Annotated in this window: 15 protein-coding genes and 2 pseudogenes; 3 read left to right on the forward strand and 14 right to left on the reverse strand. The window is 57.7% G+C overall.

The annotated features are described in order from the left end of the window. Positions 1-55: 55 nt before the first annotated feature. From BLU63_RS28430 to BLU63_RS28460, 8 genes and pseudogenes are all read right to left on the reverse strand, one after another. Entirely contained in the window at positions 56-1,381 is a 1,326-nt protein-coding gene (locus BLU63_RS28430; RefSeq protein ID WP_077750296.1) for an OprD family porin, read from the reverse strand. Between the two features lie 327 nt (positions 1,382-1,708). Continuing rightward, on the reverse strand, positions 1,709-2,362 hold the full coding sequence (locus tag BLU63_RS28435; protein WP_077750297.1) for a DUF2931 family protein: 654 nt from the start codon (positions 2,360-2,362) through the stop codon (positions 1,709-1,711). Further along, positions 2,355-3,230 carry a phospholipase effector Tle1 domain-containing protein gene (locus BLU63_RS33650; RefSeq protein ID WP_306108738.1) on the reverse strand — a complete coding sequence of 292 codons (876 nt, stop codon included), beginning with the start codon at positions 3,228-3,230 and terminating at the stop codon, positions 2,355-2,357. Before BLU63_RS33650 ends, BLU63_RS28435 begins: the two co-directional genes overlap by 8 nt. Before the next feature lie 650 nt (positions 3,231-3,880). Continuing rightward, positions 3,881-5,834: pseudogene (locus tag BLU63_RS33655) on the reverse strand (type VI secretion system Vgr family protein); the annotation flags it as partial. Positions 5,835-5,892: 58 nt separating this feature from the next. Then, positions 5,893-6,297, reverse strand: coding sequence for a TetR family transcriptional regulator (locus tag BLU63_RS28445; RefSeq protein ID WP_077750298.1), 405 nt, complete (start codon positions 6,295-6,297; stop codon positions 5,893-5,895). Further along, positions 6,294-8,183, reverse strand: a complete 1,890-nt coding sequence (locus tag BLU63_RS28450; RefSeq protein ID WP_077750299.1) for a site-specific integrase — start codon at positions 8,181-8,183, stop codon at positions 6,294-6,296. The genes BLU63_RS28445 and BLU63_RS28450 overlap by 4 nt, the downstream gene beginning before the upstream one ends. Then, a complete protein-coding gene (locus tag BLU63_RS28455; RefSeq protein ID WP_077750300.1) occupies positions 8,180-9,856 on the reverse strand; it encodes a hypothetical protein in 1,677 nt (558 codons plus the stop codon). The genes BLU63_RS28450 and BLU63_RS28455 overlap by 4 nt, the downstream gene beginning before the upstream one ends. Next, positions 9,856-11,001, reverse strand: a complete 1,146-nt coding sequence (locus tag BLU63_RS28460) for a tyrosine-type recombinase/integrase (RefSeq protein WP_077750301.1) — start codon at positions 10,999-11,001, stop codon at positions 9,856-9,858. Before BLU63_RS28460 ends, BLU63_RS28455 begins: the two co-directional genes overlap by 1 nt. 99 nt (positions 11,002-11,100) lie before the next feature. Between BLU63_RS28460 and BLU63_RS28465 the strand changes: the two are divergent. Together BLU63_RS28465 and BLU63_RS28470 are read left to right on the forward strand one after the other, a co-directional pair. Next, positions 11,101-11,475: pseudogene (locus BLU63_RS28465) on the forward strand (MFS transporter); the annotation flags it as partial. Positions 11,476-11,496: 21 nt separating this feature from the next. Beyond that, the gene (locus tag BLU63_RS28470) at positions 11,497-12,495 is read left to right on the forward strand and encodes a bifunctional glyoxylate/hydroxypyruvate reductase B (RefSeq protein WP_010459971.1); all 999 of its coding nucleotides are present in this window, start codon (positions 11,497-11,499) and stop codon (positions 12,493-12,495) included. Positions 12,496-12,589: 94 nt separating this feature from the next. On the opposite strand, the gene BLU63_RS28475 is transcribed toward BLU63_RS28470, so the two are convergent. From BLU63_RS28475 to BLU63_RS28495, 4 genes are all read right to left on the reverse strand, one after another. Then, positions 12,590-13,777, reverse strand: coding sequence for a pyridoxal phosphate-dependent aminotransferase (locus BLU63_RS28475; RefSeq protein ID WP_083376835.1), 1,188 nt, complete (start codon positions 13,775-13,777; stop codon positions 12,590-12,592). 43 nt (positions 13,778-13,820) lie between these two features. Next, on the reverse strand, positions 13,821-15,446 hold the full coding sequence (locus BLU63_RS28480) for a methyl-accepting chemotaxis protein (protein ID WP_010459969.1): 1,626 nt from the start codon (positions 15,444-15,446) through the stop codon (positions 13,821-13,823). A 346-nt stretch (positions 15,447-15,792) separates the two neighbouring features. Next, positions 15,793-16,935, reverse strand: coding sequence for a glycerate kinase (locus BLU63_RS28490; protein ID WP_083376837.1), 1,143 nt, complete (start codon positions 16,933-16,935; stop codon positions 15,793-15,795). Between the two features lie 225 nt (positions 16,936-17,160). Further along, positions 17,161-18,279, reverse strand: coding sequence for a sugar diacid recognition domain-containing protein (locus tag BLU63_RS28495; protein WP_083376838.1), 1,119 nt, complete (start codon positions 18,277-18,279; stop codon positions 17,161-17,163). A gap of 169 nt (positions 18,280-18,448) precedes the next feature. On the opposite strand from BLU63_RS28495, the gene BLU63_RS28500 reads away from it, so the two are divergent. Beyond that, positions 18,449-19,759 (forward strand): MFS transporter, encoded by a 1,311-nt coding sequence (locus tag BLU63_RS28500; protein WP_083376839.1) that lies wholly within the window; start codon positions 18,449-18,451, stop codon positions 19,757-19,759. Positions 19,760-20,081: 322 nt separating this feature from the next. Here BLU63_RS28500 and BLU63_RS28505 read toward each other — a convergent pair whose 3' ends face one another. Next, a complete protein-coding gene (locus BLU63_RS28505; RefSeq protein ID WP_010459965.1) occupies positions 20,082-20,444 on the reverse strand; it encodes a DUF6124 family protein in 363 nt (120 codons plus the stop codon). A 384-nt stretch (positions 20,445-20,828) separates the two neighbouring features. Continuing rightward, on the reverse strand, positions 20,829-22,238 hold the full coding sequence (locus tag BLU63_RS28510) for an RCC1 domain-containing protein (protein ID WP_083376840.1): 1,410 nt from the start codon (positions 22,236-22,238) through the stop codon (positions 20,829-20,831). Positions 22,239-22,552: the final 314 nt, after the last annotated feature.

Here is a 22,552-nt window from a genome sequence, read left to right on the forward strand (position 1 = left end):
GAAATCTTTCGACTGAAAACGGGATGTTCGTCCAGTGAATCATCCCATTCAGGTATTACAGAATCGCTAGTGGATACTCAATGATCACACGAACTTCATCCAGATCCGATTCAAATTCAGTTGAGCGAAAGTTCATTTGTCGCAAGCGGAAGGACATATCTTTCAAGGAGCCTGCCTGAACGACGTATTTTACTTCGATGTCGCGCTCCCAACGTTTCTGATCGGTCAACGGGTTTCCATCCGCATCGCGCCGCATGTATGTGGCGTTGGCGTTGGAGTAGTCGGCGTCGGTGCCACGACCATAACGTGTCATAAACGACAAGCCAGGTACACCATACGAGCTCATGTCGAGGTCGTAACGCACCATCCATGAACGTTCTTTTGGCGAGTTGAAGTCGCTGTACTGGATTGAGTTGTCGAGAAAGATGGAATCCGACTGACGCAGATAGTCGAAGTCGTCGTTACCATTATTTCGCTGGTGAGAAAGTGCAAGTGAGTGTGCGCCATACTTCACGCCAACCTTAGCGCTCCAAATATTGTTGTCGAACTCGCCCAGCAGTTTTTTCCCTTCATCCACGGCCTTGTAGTAATTCACACCGCCGAATACAGAAAGCTCATCAGACAAGGAGTAGTTCAACCCGGTACCAGCATAGTATTGATTCCAGGCGTCTTTGAGACGACTGGAGTAAAGACTAACGATAATATTCTTATTCACATTGTAGTCGCCACCAAAATAGCCGACCCAAGGTGAGTTAACAGGGCCTGCATAGAAGGTTGCGAAGTTGTCGCGCATATTGCTGGAGACTGGTTGACTCATAGCATGCAGGCGACCACCCTGAACTGTCAGCCCTTCGATGCTGGTATTGGTAGCGGTCACACCCCGGAAACTTTCCGGTAAAAGCCTTGAGTCGCCAGACGCCACGACAGGGTTGGCGGGAAATACATCACCTACTTTCACCACAGTGTCAAAAGCGCGAACTTTTGCCGCGCCACCGACTTTCGTGTATTCATCTCGAGCTTCGCCGTCGCCATTGACAGGTAGTACATCGAATGAACTACGACCGCCGTTACGACCGTCACCCGTATCAAGCTTCAAACCGATCATCGCGAAAGCGTCGACGCCCACGCCTACAGTGCCTTGGGTAAACCCGGATTCGAACTTACTGATAATCGCATGCGACCAAGCTTCGGAGTAGCCATTGCCCGTGGGGCTTGATTGACCGTTGCGATGATCACGATTGAAGTAGAAATTTCGATTGAGCACGGTAAGGCTGCTGTCTTCGATAAATCCCCCAGTCTTTTCCTCCGCAAATACCATAGACGGCCCAGAACTGACAACCAACGCCAAAGCGGCCATCGAAAATTTTGTATTGTTATCCATTAATCACTCCTTAGGTTCGGCAGAACTAGAAAGTTCTTCGGCTGGAATTATTGTTTACGGGAGCAGTTTCTGCTCCCGTATCGTCGCCGACTTGTATCGTTGCAGTTTGAAGATAACGGGGAGATGATTGTAAAATTACAATTTTGTAATATTTATGATTGTGTCAGCACATGACTGCAAGCAGTGAGGCCGCAGGCCATGGCCTTCAAACCATATCTGTAACGACCTGCATTTGAAAACGCCCCGACCTGCAATGTGGGCGTTTTCAAATGCAGGTCGTTACAGCTAACCCTTCGCATCCAGGATACTTAAAGGGCCAGCACTGACCTACTTCCAAGAGTCGTAGGGCACACCAAACTTCTCGACATAGGCTTTGGAAACTGCTGAAAGGGGCCGGTGGTGACCGCCAGACTTACCTTCATACGGGCCACGTGGATCAATCACCGCTTGTACCGTAGTCACCTCGATCGGTGTCATGCAGGGACCGGTTACCCAGACTTTGGCAATGCCTCCGGGAACCAGCCTTATACCGATTGCCTCACGATATCCGGTGATCCATTGCCCATCGGCAGAGCAGAACACCTTTTCCCCCTTGCGCATGATCTCCCGGGTCGCCTCAGGTATGTTAATCACCATTTGGTAGGTTTGCGGCTCGACCAGCGATTGCCAACGGACATAGATCTGTTTGGGCAAGTCAGCCCCTGTCACGTACTTACCCTTACCCCAACCTGCTCTTTTCGGCCAGCCTCGGGGATCGCCGGAGTTGTTGGGGGGCGTTAGTATTGACGCGGTGCCACTCATCGCACGTGAATATAACTGTTCCTGAATATCGACCACATCCGCCGACTCGATCCAAACTTCCATGTAAGCGGGAGCCGAAAATCCCAAGCGCCAGGCTTTATAGGGCATTGACTGGCTTTTGGCAAAGGTGCAGCCACTGAGTAGAAAGGCGGCAAGAGCGACACGGATAAAATTACTCATTCGGGTGCACCGTGCGCACAGAGTTTTCGTCTGGTCGATTAATGAAGACGATATTCAGGTCGCTATTGTTGCGATTTTTAGCGGCGTTCCAGTTATCGGAGACATGAACGTAACGTTGGAACAGCAGTTCCTCCTCTTGCGGAGTCAGCCCTGTTGTTTTGCTTTTCCCCTGAGCGAATGCCATCAGTTTTTTGGAGATGGGAACGAGTTCCGCAGGCAGCGCTAGTCGCGGTTCGCCTTCGTCAATCTCGCCAAACGGTACTCCGTTTTCAACAGCCAGTTCGCGCATGATCCGAAAGTGGATCAAGGACAAGTCACTGCGGACTTCGCGCTGGCTGCTGACAGCCGCATACACGTGTTTCATGTTTTTTTGATCGTCTTTGTCAGTGCTACGAAACGGTACCTCCCAAGTCCGGATCTCCAACGAAAGGTTATATTGGGCCAGTTGATCTTGAAGCCGTCTCAAGTCCTGCTGGGCAACCTTGTAACTGTTGGCTTCAGCGAAAGAGGTCCTTTCTTCGACCTGGCTTTTACGCGGTTTGCTGAGCAGGATGCGCTCCATCGCCTTGGGTAAATAGCCGCCGCCCAGGTCTGAATGTACGCCAGGTAGGACAATATCGGCCGATCCAAGACTGTTGAGGGCAAAGTTATAACGGCGTTCATTTCGAGCGACCAATTGGACGACTTTCTTAGCCGCGTCTGGCGCAAGATGGATATTGATCCCTGGGTTATAAGCGTTATTACCAGTCCAGTCCCCCACCAGCGGATTGGCAATGGCCGCGACGGCGTCGTAAACGCCAATGAAATTTATAGAGACATCAGTATGCGGCGTCCATGAAAAGCTATCCGACAATATCGGGGCACCCATCGGCAACGCTTTGGCGAGGATACTTTGGTTCCCTTTAATACCTCATTGGCAAAATCCCCTGCCGCTGCGGAGCCACGGCTGAACCCGAAGATATCGAACTCGATTTTCGCCACGCGCTTATCGGGGTTGTTGTCTTGAAATGTTTGCATAGCCTTGAGAATAAGTGGCGGTGTTTCTTCAACTCGCGCCCTGACACCCTGCACACCTATACCGGTACCTTGCGAAAAAGTGGAATCTTCTCCAGTGCTGCTGGTTCCGATCCCGTCCACATAAACGGGCAGGCTGGCCGTCTTGGCATCGATGGGCAGGGTTTCATCCGCCTGGTCTATGTAAAGGTCATACAGCCTGGCGACGTTGCTAACATCATTGCCATAGCTGTTGTCCGGGGAACTCCCCTTGCCGTCATAACCGTGAGCCGCACAGAACTGACGAATATCTTCAGCGGCTTCCTCCAGGTTCACGTCCGGCGCAAAGCAGCCAAAGACACGCTCGCTGTTGTTGCGGTTGTTGCCCGTCCCATCGAAGAACATCCCAACACGTAAGGTGATGTCTTCCAGCTCGACCTCTTCTTCCTCTTCCTCAAGCTCTTCTTCCACCGCAGGTGGTTTCGAGTCAGGGGCAACACTGAGTTTCCCAACCGGTGGCGCACTCAACTGTTGCCCCGCAGTGGCAGCGACGGCGGCACCAGGGACTAATGGAGTGAGAATCTGGATACCCGTGCCGACGCCAGGAGCGCCCCCAGAATTGACCTTCACCTCAGCGCCACTGATCGTCACGCCACCGGCGTCCAACTTGACGAAGCTCTCGCCAGCCTTGGCGGTCAGTTCCATACCGCCCTCAATCACCACCTTGTCGCCTGCGTAGTAGTGAATCTCCTGGCCCGCCTCGACAACTGCGCCGTCCCAACCTTTACATGCTGAGTCACGCCAACGGTCAGGTGATCATCCGCCCGCACTTCAGTCTTGCGATCCAAGTGGGTGATCCGATGCTCTTCAGCCTTGAACTCGCTGAACACATTGACCTCAACCGTGTCATGTCGTTCGTTGCCGACGCGAATCTTCTGGTCATGCTCGATGCTTTCATCCCAGTCACGCTGGGCATGCAAATAGATCTGTTCCGCACCTTTTTTGTCTTCAATACGAAACTCGTTGTAACCCTTGCCGCCCGACGAGCTGAGCGTCTTGAACGTGCTGCGGGTCTTGTTCGCCGGCAGTTCGTAGGGGACAACATTTTCCTTATGAAACAGGCAACCGGTGATTAGCGGTTGGTCGGGATTACCTTCGAGGAAGGTGACGAGCACTTCCATGCCGACGCGCGGGATGGCGATGCCGCCGTAGGCATTACCGGCCCAGCCGGTGGCGACGCGCAACCAACAGCTGGAGTTATCGTTAGTCTGACCGTCACGATCCCAGTGGAACTGGACTTTGACACGACCGTATTCGTCGCAATGGATTTCTTCGCCCAGAGGCCCGGTGACGATGGCGGTCTGGCTACCCAGAGCCTTAGGTTTTGGGTGTTCCAGGGCAGGCCGATAATGCGCATCCCACGGAGTAGCGAGGAAGCGGTTACGGTAGCCCTGTTGAAAATCGTCTTTGCTGTGGGTGACATCGCTGGTGATGCTCTCGCCGAGCACTTGCGGCTGTTTGCCTTCGTGAATCACTTCCAGCAACAGCCAGAGGTCGTTCCACTCGGCGAGCGGGTGTTCGCTGAGGGCCAGGAAGTGGCCGCTGACCAGGGTTGGCTCGTCGCCTTTGCCTTCGGCGAGTTGGTAGTCGCTGCGGTGGCGTTCCAAGGCGCGGGTTGCCAGTTGCTTGCCGCGTTCGCGGTCGGTGAATCGGCCGGGGTAGTCGTAGTCTTCCAGGTCCGGGGCGAACGTGCTTTTGGCGGCGCCTTCGGGCAGGATGCGCGGTTTTTCGAAGTCGTAATCCCGGCGGCTGACGCGGGTGGTGCGGGTTTCCAGGCGCAGGTTGAAGCGCTTGATCACCGGTTTCTCGGCAGCCATGCCGGAGTCTTGCTGGTAGGCCACGGGCGCGAGTTTGCGGAACACCGTCTGGTCATCGCCGAACACCAGTTTGTGGCCGCCGGCACTGTGCTGGAAGTGGAAGTGAATGCCTTCTTCTTCGCACAGGTGCTGGATGAAATGCAGGTCGGATTCGTCGTACTGCACGCAGTAATCGCGTTCCGGGTAGATCGCGCCGAGCTGGAAGCTGTAGGCATCGGCCAGGATGCCGCGCGCTTCGAGGACCTGCGCGATGATCTTCGGCACACTTAAATGCTGGAAAACCTGCTGGTCATGGTTGTGGCGCAGGTAGGCGAGTTGCGGCACCAGGCTGATGCTGTAACGGGCCAGGCTTTTCCGGAGTCGCCTTGCTCGATGCGATACACCAAGCCGTGGATGATGCCTTTGCCGGTGGCGCCGAAGGTCAGGCAGCCAGGTTTGTACTGGATCTCTTCGAGTTTCAGGTCAGGGCGGGGACTGACCAGTTCAATGTCAAAACAGAACGGCTGGTTGAGGGCTTCACGGCCAACAAAACTAAGTACCTGAAGGTCAACGGATATGCCCTCCAGCGTCAGGGCAATATGAGTTGCGTTTGCGTCCAGCATGCCTTGAGTTCCATCCATTGATGCGATTTAGAATCTGGATGGTGCTGGAATATATCCATTACCTCAATGCAAAAATTGCCGTAGCAAAAAAGTCGGCCTGCTTGGCTTTTAGAGTACGCGTTTCTGCCATCAGTACTTCGTTAATCGAGGCGAGGTTGGCAATCTTTTCGCGCAGTTCCTCATTCTCTTGGCGGAGCATTCGATTTTTCTCGCGCTCAGCCAAAAGATCCTGGTGTTTCACATCCCGCTGAGCACGACTTGAACGCCCCTGAGCTTCGCGGATCGCCTCAGCGACAGTTGGGTAGTGATTGTGAATCAGAGCGGTTGAAACACCCGCTTCACGCGCCACCGCGGCGATAGTGACCTTGGATTCGCCGCTATGCGCCCGACCGCGCAGGATGCGTGCAAGTGCGAGTTGCAAATCCCGCTCGCGGGCGTCTGAGGGCTTGCGTTTAATGGTCATGCTACGTTCTCCTCCGGATCGTATCCAAGCTGCATAAGCACGTCACGACAGCGATCCAAATCACGCAATACGCGCTGACGACCACCGTCACCAATGTCGTTGCAATCCAACAACCTCTTCAGGTTGTCGTAAAGGCGCTGGTAGATACCAACGTGTGCACCTCCAATCACGGCGTTGTTGCAATCGCCGCAGCGCGTTCGCTCCATGGTGTTGCCGACGCAACGATCATCGTCGGCGGTACACCAGGCGTGACCATTACTTCGAATCGCGGTGCTCTCAGCGATCGAGGTTACCATTGAGGCGTGGCTCTTGAAGATCGCGAGGTTCGCCGAATCGCGCTGCCAATGCTTGATTGATCGACCGTAGCCGCCAGTCAGCGGTGTGTCCCCCAGCCAAGTGCCGACGACCTCGGACTTGATGTCTTCGAGTTCTGACTGGATGTCTTCGTACAGTTCAATATCGAGATGCTGCCCCCAATCTTGATCCATGGCGTAGCCCAAGGTCATGTCCATGGACCAGTGTGCGAAATGCTCACGCAGGTAACGCAGGTCGCCGAATTGACTGTGTGCGGCATAGTTGGCGAATTTACGGCGAAATTGATGGCTGGCTAAGATCCAGTTCAGACCACAGCTCTTCGCGTACGCTTTGAGGCACATGTTCCATGCCGAACCCGAGAGGGTACGAACTTGATTACGCTTCGTGGCAGCCACCCCGAGAAAGAGAGCATGCCGATGCTTCTGCGCCGTGGCGATTTGCGGATCACTCGAATTAAGCGTTCTTCGCTCGGAGATCTCAGCGTCGATCATGGCCTGGTACGGCTCGGCCCAGCGCTCCATTAGGCGCAACACGTGCACAGCAATTTTTGGAATCATCCAGTCGTGCACGCCGGTATCGGTTTTTTCCGACGTGGAGCGCAGCCAGTGAAAGACCGTGCCTTCATCGTCTTCCGTACGGTGGCACGCGCCAGCTTTTACGTTGGCCAACTCATGATTCCGGCAACCGGAGGTGCTGGCCAGAACGATATAGGAGGCGGTTCTCAAATCTTTAATCGCTTGGTTGAATGTCTCAAGCCCGCCTTCCCACCCAAGAGCGGTCAGCTGGCGAACCTTATGCTCCTGAATTGATCTGGTCACCTGTCCCTTGCGTGCTACAGCGACGCTATCGAGGGTGTCGCGCAGATCGAGCAGACGCTCACCGTGCTGAACCTGTTCATAGGCCTTCTCGAACAACGTACAAAACACCTCATCTGGTATCAACGGCGTTTTGCCGGCCTCACTGTTGAGGGAGGCTCTACCGGCCAAGGCTCTCGCCGATGTATCAGGCCAGGGATGTCTTGGGATTGGGTCGTTGGTGTACTGACTGAGTTCATGAAGCGCCTCGACTGACATAAAACGACGTTCAAGGGCCGCCGGAGACAGCGCCTGCCCCCGATTGCGACGCGTCTGTCGGATCTCCCTGCACTCGGCGACGTAATTTGCACAGATCATGGGCGTTACAGCGCCGAAGTGACCGAGCTTAAGCGCGCTTAAATACCGCAGAAAGGGCAATACATTTTCAAAAACATTGCGCAAAGTACTTGCCACGGGACGCTTCTGCCCTGCGCGACCGCGTCGTAGGTAGCGATACAATAGGGACTTCATCACCGCTAAAAACGCAGCGGGTACTCGATTGAAGTCCAAGTTCCTCATGTTGTCCGGTACATTGCTCGTCAACCCTTCGAGCTGCCAAATGTTATCGCGATAGCGACTGAGGATGACCCAGTGGCCATCAACATGAATGGCACTGACAATGAGTGCTTCGCGGTCGCTCTCGGGCAACTCACGTATATCCCCTGGTTGTTGTTCAATGCTTGCCCAAGGCAACATGGTCACATTGTTTTTGCTCATGCAAACATCTCCAGACTTTCCACTACATCGGATGACCAAAACAGGTGCGGATCGCGGCGAGCCTGCTCGCGAGCAGCTTCAACGGAGGCCGATTTGAAGGTTCCACGCCGCAGCCCTTCAGCCACGATATAGTCGTCAATCAATCGAGGGATATGCGCGTATTCCTGCGCCCAACGCCGCTTGTTCATGCGGGTACGCTCCGCAAACACACGGAAGTAAAAACTAAATAGCCGGTGCAAATCGTCTCCCGTGACCGCGTAATGTTTGCATCGCAGACAGTTGAGGAATGAGAAACATGCTTCCCCCTCACGTTTTGGCGCATATTGGCCGTTCACCGGATCACCACAGCGCCCCATTGGGGTAGTTTTGTAAGTAGCGCCAATAGTCCGGCTGAGTAATTCCTGAACCATTATCTCGCCCATAAACTGCCAGTTGCGCCTGGCGTCTGCGCTAGATGCCAAGTAATTTCGTCCGGCCACCTGTGGTGTGTTACCAAGCGCGATGGCCGTGGTCATCAGGTCACCCGCGAGCAATTCGAATATTCGGTTGGCAAACGTTTTACGTAGTCGAGAGATGTTGATGCGCAGCGGCTGACCATCCGTATCGACGAGTCCATAATCAGTCACCAATTTTTTGGCCGCTAGTTTCAGCGCTGAATCCGTCAGGACAATGACCGTGCCGACGCCTGGACCACGGTGCACGCGATACAGCCAAACGCAATCCTTAATGTCGTTCGGAGCCTCCGCACGCAGCGTTTCACTGTGAGCAAGGACACGGCGGATCAGACGTTCAATGTTGGTTTTGATGGTTGGGGTCGACTCCAGCCGACGCTCAGTGGCGCTCTCTGCGCGCAGAGCCACTTTACTGCTGCTGTGTCCGCGGCGCTTCCAGAGAACCAAAAAGACACTGTTGTCTTTGGGGTGAGCGCGCAGGCAATCGTGCCCCATCTCCAGCAGCGGCGTGGCGTTACGCCCGGTGTGCAGCGCAACGGTCAACAAGGCATAAGCCAGTAGCTCACCAGTCACAAAGGCGTCTTCATTCCAGATTGGCAGGATCGCCTGTTTCAATGCTGAGGTGAACGCTTGTCGCTGGCGTTTCGGTAGGGGCGTTTCACCCTTACTCTTGCCACTGTTTGGGAACGGGTTTCGCGGAAATGTCGCATCGTCTCCTGTGGTGACCAACGAAATTATCCCTCTGCGGCCCAACGCGTGAAGGACGCACTTCATACCGGTGTAGTGAGTACTCTGGCTAAGCGTGGTAATGCCCAATCCAGCAAGGTAGCCAAGAAAATCGTCAATCAATGCACGATCGATGTCGTTCAGGGTCAACTCACGGCTGAGCGCGGTTGCACGCAAAATCATGTAATTGAGGAAGTGGCGTAAACCGCCTTTACAGAAGCTTGCTACGGAGCTCGCTTCGACCCCAGTGTCCTGCTGGGCTAGAAAGCGTTCCGTCTGTCGCTGGCAGGCATAGGTAATCGAATCGATACCCACGCCATACCAGAAAGCGAAGTCGATGCCGCGCGAGCGAGTGGCATTCCTTCCGAAGTCGACCCTTGTGTGGACAGGTGGAATCACTTCGGGGAAAACAATGACAGACCCGTTCGCGTCATGACTATGCTCGACTTGCGGGATACTGAGGTCGGTCTTTAAGAAGACCTTGCGCTTCCCCATTAAACCGCTCCCAAGTCGTCAGACAGTTCATCGTCGTAAGCCAGCACGGCGTTGTCGGCCAGTTCGTTGACCAAGTGCAGGTACACCATCGTCGTCTGGATCGAACTATGCCCGAGCTGCCGCTGCACAAACACGAGCGGTTCCAGGCTGCTGCCATTGCGCTGAAGGGCGACCAGCGTATGGGTCGCGTAGGTGTGGCGAAGCATGTGCGTATGAACCTTGATATCCGCACGCTTGCCAATTTCTCGGACAATGCGCTCGATGCGTTTACCATCATCGGCGTAGGGCTCACCAGACTGATTCAAGAACAGCGATTTGTGCTGAGTACGACTCAGTGATGCCCGCTCGCCACGAACCTGCACGACATATCGGTGCAGATCCGCGAGAAAGCGTCGACTGATAAAGATGTCACGCGGTTTGCTTCCCTTCGTACGCATCCCGTGACCATCGTGCGGATCAAGGCGAACCCGGATGTTGCGCTCGTGCCTGCCCGCTTTATCCGGATCGAAGACATACGCCAACGGAAAAGAGGCGATTTCCGCCCGCCGCAGCCCCGTCCGAAGTCCGAGTCGAATTATCATTCGGTGATGCGGGTTTTCCGCCTTCTCCAGCAACACCTTAATCTCGTCCATGCTGAGGAACTTCGGCAGCACCCGATGCTGACGCGGCATGACGTCGTTCACCATCGCCTTTCCGCCGCTGGCATTGACGTGTGCAAGAAAACCGGTGGACCGTCGGACCTTCCGCTCCTCATAGCCAAACGGCAGTCTACTCACCCATCCCTGCTGCTGAGCGTACTCGTAGAATTTGCAGACATAGTGAAGTCGTTGACGGGTCGTTGATCGAGCCAACTGACACTCCACCAAGCAGTAGTCCCGGTAGCCCGCGACAACGCTCTTGTCCTCGCCACGCTCCACATCGCGCCAGGCGAGGTCATGTGCCTGAAGGAAACTGAAAAAGTCGTACAGAGCACGCCCCGTGCTTGGCCAAGATTTCCGCGACCCAATGGCTCCCCGCAATAAAAAGTAGCGCATGAACTCATTGGCAGGAACACAACTGTCCATGGTGTCCCAAAGCAAGAGCGGAAAGCCTGGATATGGACGACCGCCAATCACCAAGGACTCAGTAGCCCACAGAAGCTCCATCTACTCCCCCTAACCTATGACCTGAACTAACGATTCGATAATTATTTTCTAATTTATTGTTTATAAAATACTTATGTCCTAACGTTTATCAAGCCCCAGAACATTGCGTTCTACGGTTCCTACGCCTTGGGCGCCGAACATTTCTGGTGGTCCTACACCCTGCTGGTGATCGCCGGCGCCTGCATGTATGCGCCGTATGGGCCGTTTTTCGCCATCGTTCCGGAAATCCTCCCGGCCAACGTTGCTGGCGGGGCCATGGCGCTGATCAACAGCATGGGCGCGCTGGGGTCGTTTGGCGGTTCGTATCTGGTCGGCTACCTGAACAGCTCCACCGGCTCGCCTGGCGCGTCTTACTTGCTGATGAGCGGCGCGTTGATGCTCTCCGTGATTTTGACGATTTTCCTCAAGCCCGGCGCCAGTGACCGGGTCGTGGCCAAGGCCGATACGCAACGGTCAGTCCCGGCTCACCCTTGATTTGAAGTTGAGATGATGACGATGAAAAAGCAGGTCGTGCTGTACAAGAAACTCTCGCCGCTGTTGATGGCTCGCCTGCATGAGCACACCGACGTGACACTGATCGACAACCTCAATCCGGAGGGCATCGAACAACTGCGCGCCGCCCTGCCCCGCGCCCATGGCTTGCTTGGCGCGAGTCTGAAGCTGGACGGGGAATTGCTTGATCTGGCGCCCAATCTTGAAGCGATCGCCAGTGTCTCGGTGGGCGTCGACAACTATGACATCGACTACCTGACCGAGCGGCGCATTCTGCTCAGCAACACCCCGGACGTGCTGACGGAAACCACTGCGGATACGGGGTTCGCGCTGATTCTGGCGACGGCCCGGCGGGTGGTGGAACTGGCCAACATGGTCCGTGCCGGTCAGTGGAACCGCAACATCGGCCCGGTGCATTTCGGCACCGACGTGCACGGCAAGACCCTGGGCATCATCGGCATGGGGCGCATTGGTGAGGCGTTGGCGCAGCGCGGGCATTTTGGTTTTGGCATGCCGGTTATCTATCACAGCCATTCGCCAAAACCGGCGGTTGAGCAACGCTTTGATGCTCAGTACCGCAGCCTGACGGCGCTGTTGCAACAGGCCGATTTCATTTGCCTGACCTTGCCGTTGACGGCTGAAACCGAAGGGTTGATTGGCGCTGAAGAGTTCGCCTTGATGCGCCCGGAGAGTATTTTCATCAACATTTCCCGAGGAAAAGTCGTCGATGAGGCCGCGCTGATTGAGGCATTGCGCACCGGACAGATTCGCGCGGCGGGACTGGATGTGTTTGAGCGTGAGCCGCTGAATGTTGATTCGCCGTTGTTGACGTTGAACAACGTGGTGGCGACGCCGCATATGGGGTCGGCGACGCATGAGACGCGGGAAGCGATGGCTGGGTGCGCGGTGGATAATCTGCTGATGGCGTTGGCTGGAGAACGGCCGAAGAACCTGGTGAATGTCGGGGCGTGGTCCGGGCGTAAGGATTTCGGCGTCTGTTAGTCAGCCTTCGCGAGCAAGCCTCGCTCCTACGGGTTTCGCCGATCCTGTAGGAGCAAGGTTTGCCCGCGAAGAGGCCGGCACTCACACAACACTGTCAGGCCCGCCGCGCTTCGAGCAGGTCCGCAGCACACAATGCAATCCGCCGGCACGCATCCGCCAGTTTCACTTGATCCACCACCAACCCGATGCGGATATGCCCCGCCGCACTTGGCCCGAATGCCTCGCCGGCAAGCACCGACACGCCGTAACCCTCCAGCAGACGCTCGGCAAACCCTTGGGCGCACAACCCGGTCGGGCGCACATCGACCATCACGAACATCCCGCCATCCGGCCGGATCGGGCGGATCCCCGGGCAACCACTCAACCTCGCGCACACCAGATCGCGACGCAGGCGATATTCCTCTCGCATCAGCGCCACTTCCGGCAGGTCTTCATCCAGCGCCACTTGCGCGGCTTTCTGCACAAAATCGGGAATGCCGAACAGCATGCACAACGACAAATGCACCAGGTGCTCGGCCAACAGTTTCGGGCCGATTGACCAACCCACGCGCCAGCCGCTCATGGCGTGGGATTTGGACAGGCTGTTGATGGTCGCGGTGCGTTCGGCCATGCCCGGCAGGCTTGCCGGGCTGATGTGTTCGCCCTCGAACAACAGATCGCTGTAGACCTCGTCGCTGATCAGCCACAGATCATGACGCACGCACAACACCGCCAGCGCTTGCCAGGTCTTCAATGACAGGCTTGCGCCGGACGGATTGTTTGGACTGTTGAGTAACAGGACGCGGGTCTTCGGCGTAATCAGCGCCGCGACATCCGCCGGGTCAACGCGAAAGCCGTTCTCCGGCCGCACTGCCACCGGCACCACCTTGGCCGCGCAAGCGCCGAACACCCCTTCATAGGTCACGTACATCGGTTCGGCGACGATCACCTCATCGCCGGGATCGAGCAGGCATTGCGCGACCGAATACACCGCACACTGCGCGCCCGGAAACACGATCACATGATCGGCGTCCACCGCCTGACCACTGCGCTGTCGATGGCGCCGCGCAATGCTGCTGCGCAATCCGCGACTGCCGCGCACCTCCGGGTAATGCGTGTCGCCGGCCCGCAAACTGTCGACGGCCGCCTGCACGATGGGCGCCGGCGTATCGAAATCAGGATCGCCGATCGACAACAGCAGTACATCGACTCCTTGCTCGCGCATTTCCAGCGCTCGGTCATGAATCTGCCAGGCTGCCGCTCCGTCGCCGGCGATTCGTTGGGTCAAGGCTGAATAGCGCATGTGTTTCTCCTGTCGCGCGCGGACTCCCAGTCTCAACCCTATCTCAAATCACGAAACGCGCCACCATCGCATTCAAATCGACCGCCAGGCGCGACAGCTCATGCGTAGCGGCGCTGGTCTGATTGGCACCGGCGGCGGACTGGGTGGCGAGGTCGCGGATGTTCACCAGGTTGCGGTCGACTTCACGGGACACCTGGGCTTGCTCTTCCGACGCGCTGGCGATCACCAGGTTGCGTTCGTTGATCAAGTGGATTGACTGGGTGATCTGCTCCAGCGCCACACCAGCGGCGCGGGCCATCTCCAAGGTGCTCTGGGTGCGCTGATTGCTCTGCTGCATCGACGAGACGGCTTCGCCCGTGCCGTTCTGGATGCCGGCGACCATTTTTTCGATTTCCTGGGTCGATTGTGCCGTGCGATGGGCCAGGGCCCGGACTTCGTCTGCCACCACGGCAAAACCACGTCCGGCTTCACCGGCCCGGGCCGCTTCAATGGCTGCGTTGAGCGCCAGCAGGTTGGTCTGTTCGGCGATGGCGCGGATCACGTCCAGTACTTTGCCGATGTCGCGGCCCTGTGCGGCCAGGCCTTCGATCATCAACGAAGTGTTTTGCACGTCGTGGGTCATGGTCTGGATCGCGTCCACGGTTTCCACCACGCGGTCGCGGCCTTCACGGGCGGCCTGGGTCGACTGGCTCGACGCTTCGGAGGTCGACACCGCGTTGCGCGCGACTTCTTCCACGGCAGCGGTCATTTCGTTGACCGCCGTGGCGGCCTGTTCGATTTCGTTGTTCTGTTGTTGCAGGCCGCGGGACGCTTCCTCGGTCACGGTGCTGAGTTCTTCTGCGGCAGCACCCAGTTGCGTCGCGGAACCGGCGATCTGCTCGATGGTTTCGCGCAGATTGGCCTGCATGACGGACAAGGCCCCGAGCAAGCGTGCCGGTTCGTCCTTACCGTCGATTTCGATGGCTTTGCTCAGGTTGCCGCCGGCAATGGTTTCTGCGGCCTGCACTGCGCGATTGAGCGGCGTGACGATGCTGCGGGTCAGTAGCCAGGCCAGCAGCACGGTCAGGAGCGACGCGACCACCGATACCACGATGATGCCGTTCACGGCGGTGTTGTAGTTTTCTTGCGCAATCATCCCGGCCGCTTTTGCGCCCTGTTGGTTGTAAGCCACCAGTTTATTGAGCTGCTCGCCCATCTGGTCGGTGCCTTCCTTGATCCGCGTGTTGATCAAGGCGCGCATCTCATCCACCTTGTTCTGGCGCGACAGGTCCAGCATCTCGCGTTGCGCTTGCATGTATTTTTCCAGCGTCGCGCTGAATACCTTGTACAGCGCCTCTTCGTCCGACTCCATCGGCAACTCGGCATAACTGGCCTGGGCCTTGCGCGCCTTGTCGATAAGCACCGCGATCCGCGCTTCAGCTTCCTGCAAACTGGCCGGCTCGCGGTTGACCAGAATCCGGAACGACAAGATACGCATGCGCAGGATGTTTTCGGTGACATTGCCCAGGAAGCCGATGCTGGGCAGTTGGGTACTGCCCATGTCGATCGAGGCCTGGCGGATGATCGACATGCGATTCACCGCAAACACACCGAGCACGATGACGAGCAAGGCAATGAAAGCAAACCCCAGGAAGGCTCGAGGTGCGATATTCAGATTACGCAGGGACATAGGACGATACTCGGGTGATTGAGGCGGCGAGCGTCCTTGCGGTGATGGCTGAGTGGCGGGCGTGAGGCGCACAGGATCAGCGGGGCGCCACTGTTGTAATAGGTTTGTGTGCGCTTATTGGCTGTATCGGCTGGGGATGAGGTTTTTTGCGGGGATTGGAGAAAAATATTTTTGCTGGGCGACATCTGTTTCAACGCTGAAACACAGTGGCGGCCCTGATGAACATTTGTGGCGAGGGAGCTTGCTCCCGTCCGGCTGCGTAGCGGCCGTAGATTTTGGGGCCGCTTCGCAGCCCAGCGGGAGCAAGCTCCCTCGCCACAAGATTCCTGTGTGCAGACAATTTTGGTCAGGGTTTGCGGCTGGCGATCCGCCAAACACGGGCAATATCACTCGCTCGCTCGCGCAACAACCGTGGAGCCTCGGCACAGGCCTGTTCCAGCGTCATCGGCCCACTGGCCAAGGCAAACGCGGCATCAATGCCATGTTCATACAACGCTTGATAACCCTCACCCAACGTCCCCGCAATCACAATCACTGGCACGCCCTGCTCCCGGGCAATGCGTGCGACGCCGAATGGGGTTTTGCCGCGCAAGGTCTGGGCGTCAAAACGGCCTTCGCCGGTGATGACCAGATCAGCGCCCTTCACCGCCTCGGCCAGCCCGACCAGTTCGGCCACCACTTCAACCCCGGCCTTGAATTGCGCCTCCAGAAACGCCTTGGCCGCAAATCCCAACCCTCCCGCCGCGCCGCTGCCCGGCTCGTGCTGGACGTCCTTGCCCAACGCCTGGGCACACAGCTCGGCGAAGTGCCCCAGGGCAGCGTCCAATTGCAGGACTTGCTCGGGCGACGCACCTTTCTGCGGACCAAAAATCGCGGAAGCACCGTGCGGACCGCACAGGGGGTTGTTGACGTCGGCGGCGATGTCGAAACGCACGTCGGCCAGGCGCGGATCAATTGCACTCAGGTCGATGCAAGCCAGTTGCGCCAGCGCCAATCCACCCGGGGCCAGCGCTTGCCCTTGCACGTCCAGTAACTTCACGCCCAGCGCCTGCATCGCTCCGGCGCCGCCATCATTGGTGGCGCTGCCGCCAATGGCCAGGATCACCCGTTGCGCCCCGGCATCCAGCGCAGCACGAATCAGTTCTCCGGTGCCGAAGGTGCTGCTGATGCACGCATCGCGCTGCCCCGGCGGCACCAGTTGCAGACCGCTGGCTTCGGCCATTTCGATGATTGCGGTGTGGGTTTGCGGCAACCAGCCCCACGCGGCATCGACGGTGATGCCGAGCGGACCGCGAACTTGGGTCCTGCGCAATTCGCCTTCGCACGCCGCCAGAATCGACTCGACCGTGCCTTCGCCGCCGTCGGCCATCGGGCATTTGACCAGTTGCGCATCCGGCCAGACCTGCGCCAGACCGAGGGCAATGGCGTCGGCCACACCCTGGGCACTCAGGCTGTCCTTGAACGAATCGGGGGCGATCACGATTTTCATGCGAATTCTCCAGTTCCAATGCGTTCCATGCTGCCAGCAGCCCCGCACAATAACGCCGGTCCGCTGCACAAGCGGGGGTGGCGTTTGTTGTTCATTTCTACAAAACGCCTGTTTTCAGATCCAGCATTTGTGCGGCTGCTGGTCCGCCATCGCGAGCAGGCTCGCTCCCACATTGGTCCTGCGGTGTTCACAAAACCCCTGCTCGCGATGGCGTCCTTGAGATCGCTACGGGACATCCGTTTGTGGCAAAAGCTGCACGCCGAGGTAGAGCGCGAGCATGCCGTCCAGTTTCAGCGGATCAACCCCGCTCAACTCGGCAATCCGCTCCATCCGATAGCGCAAGCTGTTGCGATGAATCCCCAGCGCATCCGCGCAGGCCTGACTCTGCCCGTCGTGCTCGCACCAACTGCGCAAGGTCGTCAGCAGTTGGCCGTTGCCGTCCTTGGCGATGACTTTGCGCAGTGGCTTGAGCAATTCATCCAGCGCGTCATCGTTGCGATGCCGCCACAGCATCACCGGCAACCGATAACGGGTGAGCGTGAGCAAGCGCGAACGCGGCAGCACATCGCGCCCATAGGCCAGTAAGTCGCCAACCCGTCGATAACAACGACGCAGCCCGGACAACCCATCCGCCTGCCCCCCCACGGCAATGCGCAAAATGTTCCAGCCCAGGCCATCGAGTTTTTCCAGCAGCCGTTCATTCTCGATCGCCTGACTCGCCGGCCGACACCACAGCAACGAAGACTTGGCCGAACTCACGCACCAGCTGTCCGGGTAACGCGAAGTCAGCCAGGCACTGAGCGCCTCCACCGTCTGCCCGGGACCGTGCTCCATGCCCAACTCGAACAGATAAGGCACCCGCGTCATTTGCGGTTTCAGGCCCAATTGCTGCGCTTCATCCAGCAAGCGCGGCGAATCCCCGGCCTCGCTCAACAGCAATGCCAGCAGATCATCGCAACGCTGACGCCGCCATTGCTGCTCGGCCTGCTGATTGCGCTGGCCTACCAACATTTCGGCGGTCATCCGCACCAGCTCGGCATAGGTGCGCAGTTGCTCCGGCTCGCCGGTAATGCCCAGCACACCGATCAGGCGCTGATCGAGCAGCAACGGCAAGTTGATCCCCGGCTGTACGCCTTTGAGGTGAATCGCCGTCTGCGCATCGATCTCCACCACGCGCCCATTGGCCAAGACCAACTGCGCGCCTTCATGGCGGGTATTGATGCGCTCCGGCTCGCCGCTGCCGAGAATCAATCCCTGGCTGTCCATCACGTTGACGTTGTACGGCAGGATGGCCATCGCCCGGTCGACGATGTCCTGGGCCAGGTCGTGATCGAGTTCGAACATATCGGGATCCTTGAAAGCGTGATGGGACAGGTTGTTCACGCGCACAGGGTTGGGTCGCAAACCCTGTGCTCAGGCACAAAGACAGCCACCCCGAGGGTGGCCGAGACTCTCTGGGCGATCAACGTTACCCTGCGCATCGCAAAAAATCATAATAAAGAGAGAGCCCGCCATGTCACAGAGCGCCGCCGCTACCCAGGCCATCGTTGACGACAAAAACGCCGTCTACAAACGCATTACCCTGCGTTTGATCCCCTTCATCTTCATCTGCTACCTGTTCAACTACCTCGACCGGGTCAACGTTGGATTCGCCAAACTGCAGATGCTCGACGCGCTGAAATTCAGCGAAACCGTGTACGGCCTCGGGGCCGGGATCTTCTTCATCGGCTACGTGCTGTGCGGCGTACCGAGCAACCTGGCCCTGACCAAATTCGGCCCACGGCGCTGGATCGCGCTGATGATGATCGTCTGGGGCACGCTGTCGACCTGCCTGCTGTTCGTCACCACCCCGACCGAGTTCTACACCTTGCGCCTGTTCACCGGCGCGGCCGAAGCCGGGTTCTTCCCGGGCGTGGTGCTGTATCTTTCGCAGTGGTTCCCGACCTTCCGCCGTGGCCGCATCATGGCGCTGTTCATGTCGGCGATCCCGGTGTCCGGCCTGCTCGGCAGCCCGTTCTCAGGTTGGATTCTTAACCATTTCGCGGCGGGCCAAGGCGGTTTGGCGGGCTGGCAGTGGATGTTCCTGTTGCAAGGCATCCCGACCGTAATCCTCGGTGCCCTCGCCTATTTCCTGCTGAGCGACAGTTACGCCAATGCCAAGTGGCTCACGCCGTTCGAGCGCTCGGTGCTGGAAGCCGACCACGCCATCGATCTGGCCAACAAACCGAAAACCGCTACTGACTCGCTGCTGGCCGTGTTCAAGAACCCGGCGATCTGGGCCTTCGGTTTGATTTACTTCTGCATCCAGAGCGGCGTCTACGCGATCAACTTCTGGCTGCCGTCGATCATCAAGAACCTGGGCTTCAGCGATAACCTGGTGATTGGTTGGTTGAGCGCGATTCCGTACCTGCTGGCGGCGCTGTTCATGTTGATGGTTGGCCGCTCGGCGGACTTGCGCAAAGAACGTCGCTGGCACTTGGTGGTGCCTATGTTGATGGGCGCGGTGGGCTTGCTGATTGCCGTGAACTTCGCCACAACACCGGCCATCGCGATTCTCGGTTTGACCATCGCCACCATGGGCGCCCTCACCGGTTTGCCAATGTTCTGGCCAGTGCCGACAGCGATGTTGAGCGCGGGCGCGGCGGCGGGCGGTTTGGCGCTGATCAACTCCATGGGACAGATGGCGGGTTTCCTGAGCCCGTACCTGGTGGGTTGGGTCAAGGACAGCACCGGCTCGACCGATGCCGCGCTTTATCTGCTGGCGGGCGTGATTGTGTGCGGGAGCTTTTTGGCGCTGCGCATGACGCGCACGTTGCGGGTGTAAGGCGTTACAGATGATCGTTCCCACGCTCCGCGTGGGAATGCAGCCCGGGACGCTCCGCGTCCCTTCCGATCAACAAAAAAAGGCCCTTTCGGGCCGTTTCTTATTTCGCGTGTGCACACAGCTCTTATGTGGCCAGACACACTTTTGTGAACACTCAAGCTTTTGTGGCGAGGGAGCTTGCTCCCGCTGGGCTGCGAAGCAGCTCCAAAAGCTGCAACCGCGACCTTTCAGGTACACCGCAGATACCGGATGTACGACTGCTGCGCAGCCGAGCGGGAGCAAGCTCCCTCGCCACGAGTATGTGCCCTCTTCGAAATTGGCTTTAGCCCTGCGGGCCAACGTTATCCAGCAGCCGATTCGCCGTGATCTCCGCCGTCATAATGCTGTTGGAAATTCCCAACAGCGCATAACGCGATTCACCCGCCAGATGATCCACCAACTGATGAACCATCACATCGACCGACGCCAGCGTCTCGACCAGATACACCGCCAGGGTTTCGGTCGTGGCTTCGGGGTCTACGGAAAACAGGGTGCTGCGGGTTCGCGGGGTGGCCTTGATGTCGGCATTGGATGGGAAGTGGAAGTCGAGCGCTCGTTCGGCGGCGTCGTTGAGTTTTTTGGAATCGGTGGATTCGTAGGGGGAAACGTCGTCCGCTTCGGGTGGGTTTGGTGTTGGTTTGAACATGGATGAAACTCCTAAAGCGCTTAAAAGGAGCCATCACCCCTCGCTACCAAACGAACGGGTGGTGGCCATACGCAGGTTGGTAGACCGGGCTTTAGGAAGCGGCGCGCCCGAAGGCGCCCTGCGCATGACCACCATAAAACCGAGACGAAAAATCTCAGCAAAGGAAGGTGCTTTGCGTCTAAAAACCCGGGCTACCAAACCCGATCACTGATATTCAGCGACGGGACAAACGATAAAACCCAGGCCCAAGACGCACAAGCCGGCGGATTCTGGCGCAGCCGTAGGCAACGGCGCAAGGTTGTGTAGTCCGAGAGAGTGTCTGGAGATGTCTGTTAAACATCTCCGTTTATTACTTACTCATCACGGCTGTTGCAACAGCCCTGACTAACCCGCTTGCACCTGATAGGAAACCTTGCCATCCAACAGTTCTTGCACCGGACTGCTGTCGCCGCCCGTTTGAGCGCTCCCCCAAGTCACCACGCGGCCGTCCGAGGTCAGCGCCGTGAACGCGTTACTATTGGCGTAAATGGCTCGTACATCGGTCAACCGGCTTTCCACCGCAGATGTATCGCCCCCCAAGCTTTTATTCCCCCAGGCCACAACGCTGCCATCCTTGCACAGGGCTGCAAAGGCTGCCGACGAGCCAACCACCTGAACAATGTCGCGCCGTTGTGCAATATCGGCAGGTATTTCGCCACCAGCTGAGCCATCTCCCCAGGCGACAACCTGACCGTTAGTGCAAAGAGCAGCAAATGCGGAAAAGGTGCAGCAAACTACTTCAATATCAGTCCGGGCCTCTATTTCTGGGTTGCCGATGGTGCCACCCCCCATTTGGTGCCCCCAGGCCACAACCTGGCCGGTGGAACGCGTTGCAGCAAAGGCGAACTGATTGGCGCAGCACAGTTCGTTGACATCGGTCAGTGAGGCGATGGGTGCCGGCAGGGTTCCCCCGGTACTCCGGCCCCAGGCGACGAGACTGCCCTTTGCGCGCAATGCGGCAAAAGCATATTGGGTGCCGAGGAAGGTTTTGAAGTCGGAAAGCATCGCGATCTCGGGCGGCAGCGTTCCACCGGTGTCAGGTTTGCCCCAAGCCACCAAATGCCCGGTTTCCCGTCGTGCGACAAATACACCGTCGCTGCCCACGCACTGCACAATGTCCCTCAGCGCGCCGATGGACTCGGGCACTTCGCTACCCTGCCCCCAGGCCACCACTTGCCCGGTGTTTTTTATACCGGCGAACGCGCTTTTGCCACCGCTGACCTCAACAAAACCCGAAGAACTGACACCGCCCATATTCCCGCCAGCGCCCGCGTCGCCCCAAACCGCCACCGTTCCATCGGCTCGAAGGGCGGCAAAAGCGCTGGAAGTGGCGCTGACAGCAGCGATGTCATTCGGGGGCGCAGTGTCCGCAGGGATCGCTGCACCCAAATCCGGATGCCCCCAGCCGACGAGGCCCCCGTCATCAGTACGCGCGACGAAGGCGCCCCAACTGCCAATAATGTTTGCCGAATTCAGGATGACCTGATCGTCGCCGACGCGAACATGCAGTGCCTGTTGCTGGGTATCGCGCCAGGTGTGGGCCGTTGTCCAGTCGTTGTCAGTCGCGTACTTCCACTGCGCAACGACTGGCTCCCCGGTAAGGGTATCAAAGGCGCGCAGTAGACGTGACGTACCGGACAGCCCAAACAGGTGGGGATTTGAGCGCGCGCCCATGACTTTCAGGCGACCTGAGCCTATCACGGCTTTTTCGGATGCTTCTGACGTTGAAGTGGTGCGGTCGGATTGAACAGACATGATGATGACTCCTGTCGAGGGTATGAGTGACGGAGTCAATTAAGGCGTAAGACGATGGTATTGGCTACTGTCAGAAATAACAGGTAACCGGAGGTGGCTGACAAGCGGTAGGCGTGCTTATACGGGGTTAGCAGACCAGGACTCTAGAACCCGGCGCACCGAAGTGCCCCATGCAAAGCCGCCATAAAATGAAGAGCGAACGTTGTACGTCTAAAGATGACCCGGGCTACCAAACCCGATCGCTGATATTCAGCGACGGGACAAACGATAAAACCCAGGCCCAAGGCGCATAAGCCGGCGGATTCTGGCGCAGT

The organism is Pseudomonas mandelii (assembly GCF_900106065.1).
Taxonomy (GTDB): domain Bacteria; phylum Pseudomonadota; class Gammaproteobacteria; order Pseudomonadales; family Pseudomonadaceae; genus Aquipseudomonas; species Aquipseudomonas mandelii.

Bases quoted from the DNA above. Each gene is read 5' to 3' on its own strand.
- BLU63_RS28430 (WP_077750296.1), bottom strand. From the start codon at position 1,381: ATGGATAACAATACAAAATTTTCGATGGCCGCTTTGGCGTTGGTTGTC.
- BLU63_RS28435 (WP_077750297.1), bottom strand. From the start codon at position 2,362: ATGAGTAATTTTATCCGTGTCGCTCTTGCCGCCTTTCTACTCAGTGGC.
- BLU63_RS33650 (WP_306108738.1), bottom strand. From the start codon at position 3,230: ATGGGTGCCCCGATATTGTCGGATAGCTTTTCATGGACGCCGCATACT.
- BLU63_RS28445 (WP_077750298.1), bottom strand. From the start codon at position 6,297: ATGACCATTAAACGCAAGCCCTCAGACGCCCGCGAGCGGGATTTGCAA.
- BLU63_RS28450 (WP_077750299.1), bottom strand. From the start codon at position 8,183: ATGAGCAAAAACAATGTGACCATGTTGCCTTGGGCAAGCATTGAACAA.
- BLU63_RS28455 (WP_077750300.1), bottom strand. From the start codon at position 9,856: ATGGGGAAGCGCAAGGTCTTCTTAAAGACCGACCTCAGTATCCCGCAA.
- BLU63_RS28460 (WP_077750301.1), bottom strand. From the start codon at position 11,001: ATGGAGCTTCTGTGGGCTACTGAGTCCTTGGTGATTGGCGGTCGTCCA.
- BLU63_RS28470 (WP_010459971.1), top strand. From the start codon at position 11,497: ATGAAAAAGCAGGTCGTGCTGTACAAGAAACTCTCGCCGCTGTTGATG.
- BLU63_RS28475 (WP_083376835.1), bottom strand. From the start codon at position 13,777: ATGCGCTATTCAGCCTTGACCCAACGAATCGCCGGCGACGGAGCGGCA.
- BLU63_RS28480 (WP_010459969.1), bottom strand. From the start codon at position 15,446: ATGTCCCTGCGTAATCTGAATATCGCACCTCGAGCCTTCCTGGGGTTT.
- BLU63_RS28490 (WP_083376837.1), bottom strand. From the start codon at position 16,935: ATGAAAATCGTGATCGCCCCCGATTCGTTCAAGGACAGCCTGAGTGCC.
- BLU63_RS28495 (WP_083376838.1), bottom strand. From the start codon at position 18,279: ATGTTCGAACTCGATCACGACCTGGCCCAGGACATCGTCGACCGGGCG.
- BLU63_RS28500 (WP_083376839.1), top strand. From the start codon at position 18,449: ATGTCACAGAGCGCCGCCGCTACCCAGGCCATCGTTGACGACAAAAAC.
- BLU63_RS28505 (WP_010459965.1), bottom strand. From the start codon at position 20,444: ATGTTCAAACCAACACCAAACCCACCCGAAGCGGACGACGTTTCCCCC.
- BLU63_RS28510 (WP_083376840.1), bottom strand. From the start codon at position 22,238: ATGTCTGTTCAATCCGACCGCACCACTTCAACGTCAGAAGCATCCGAA.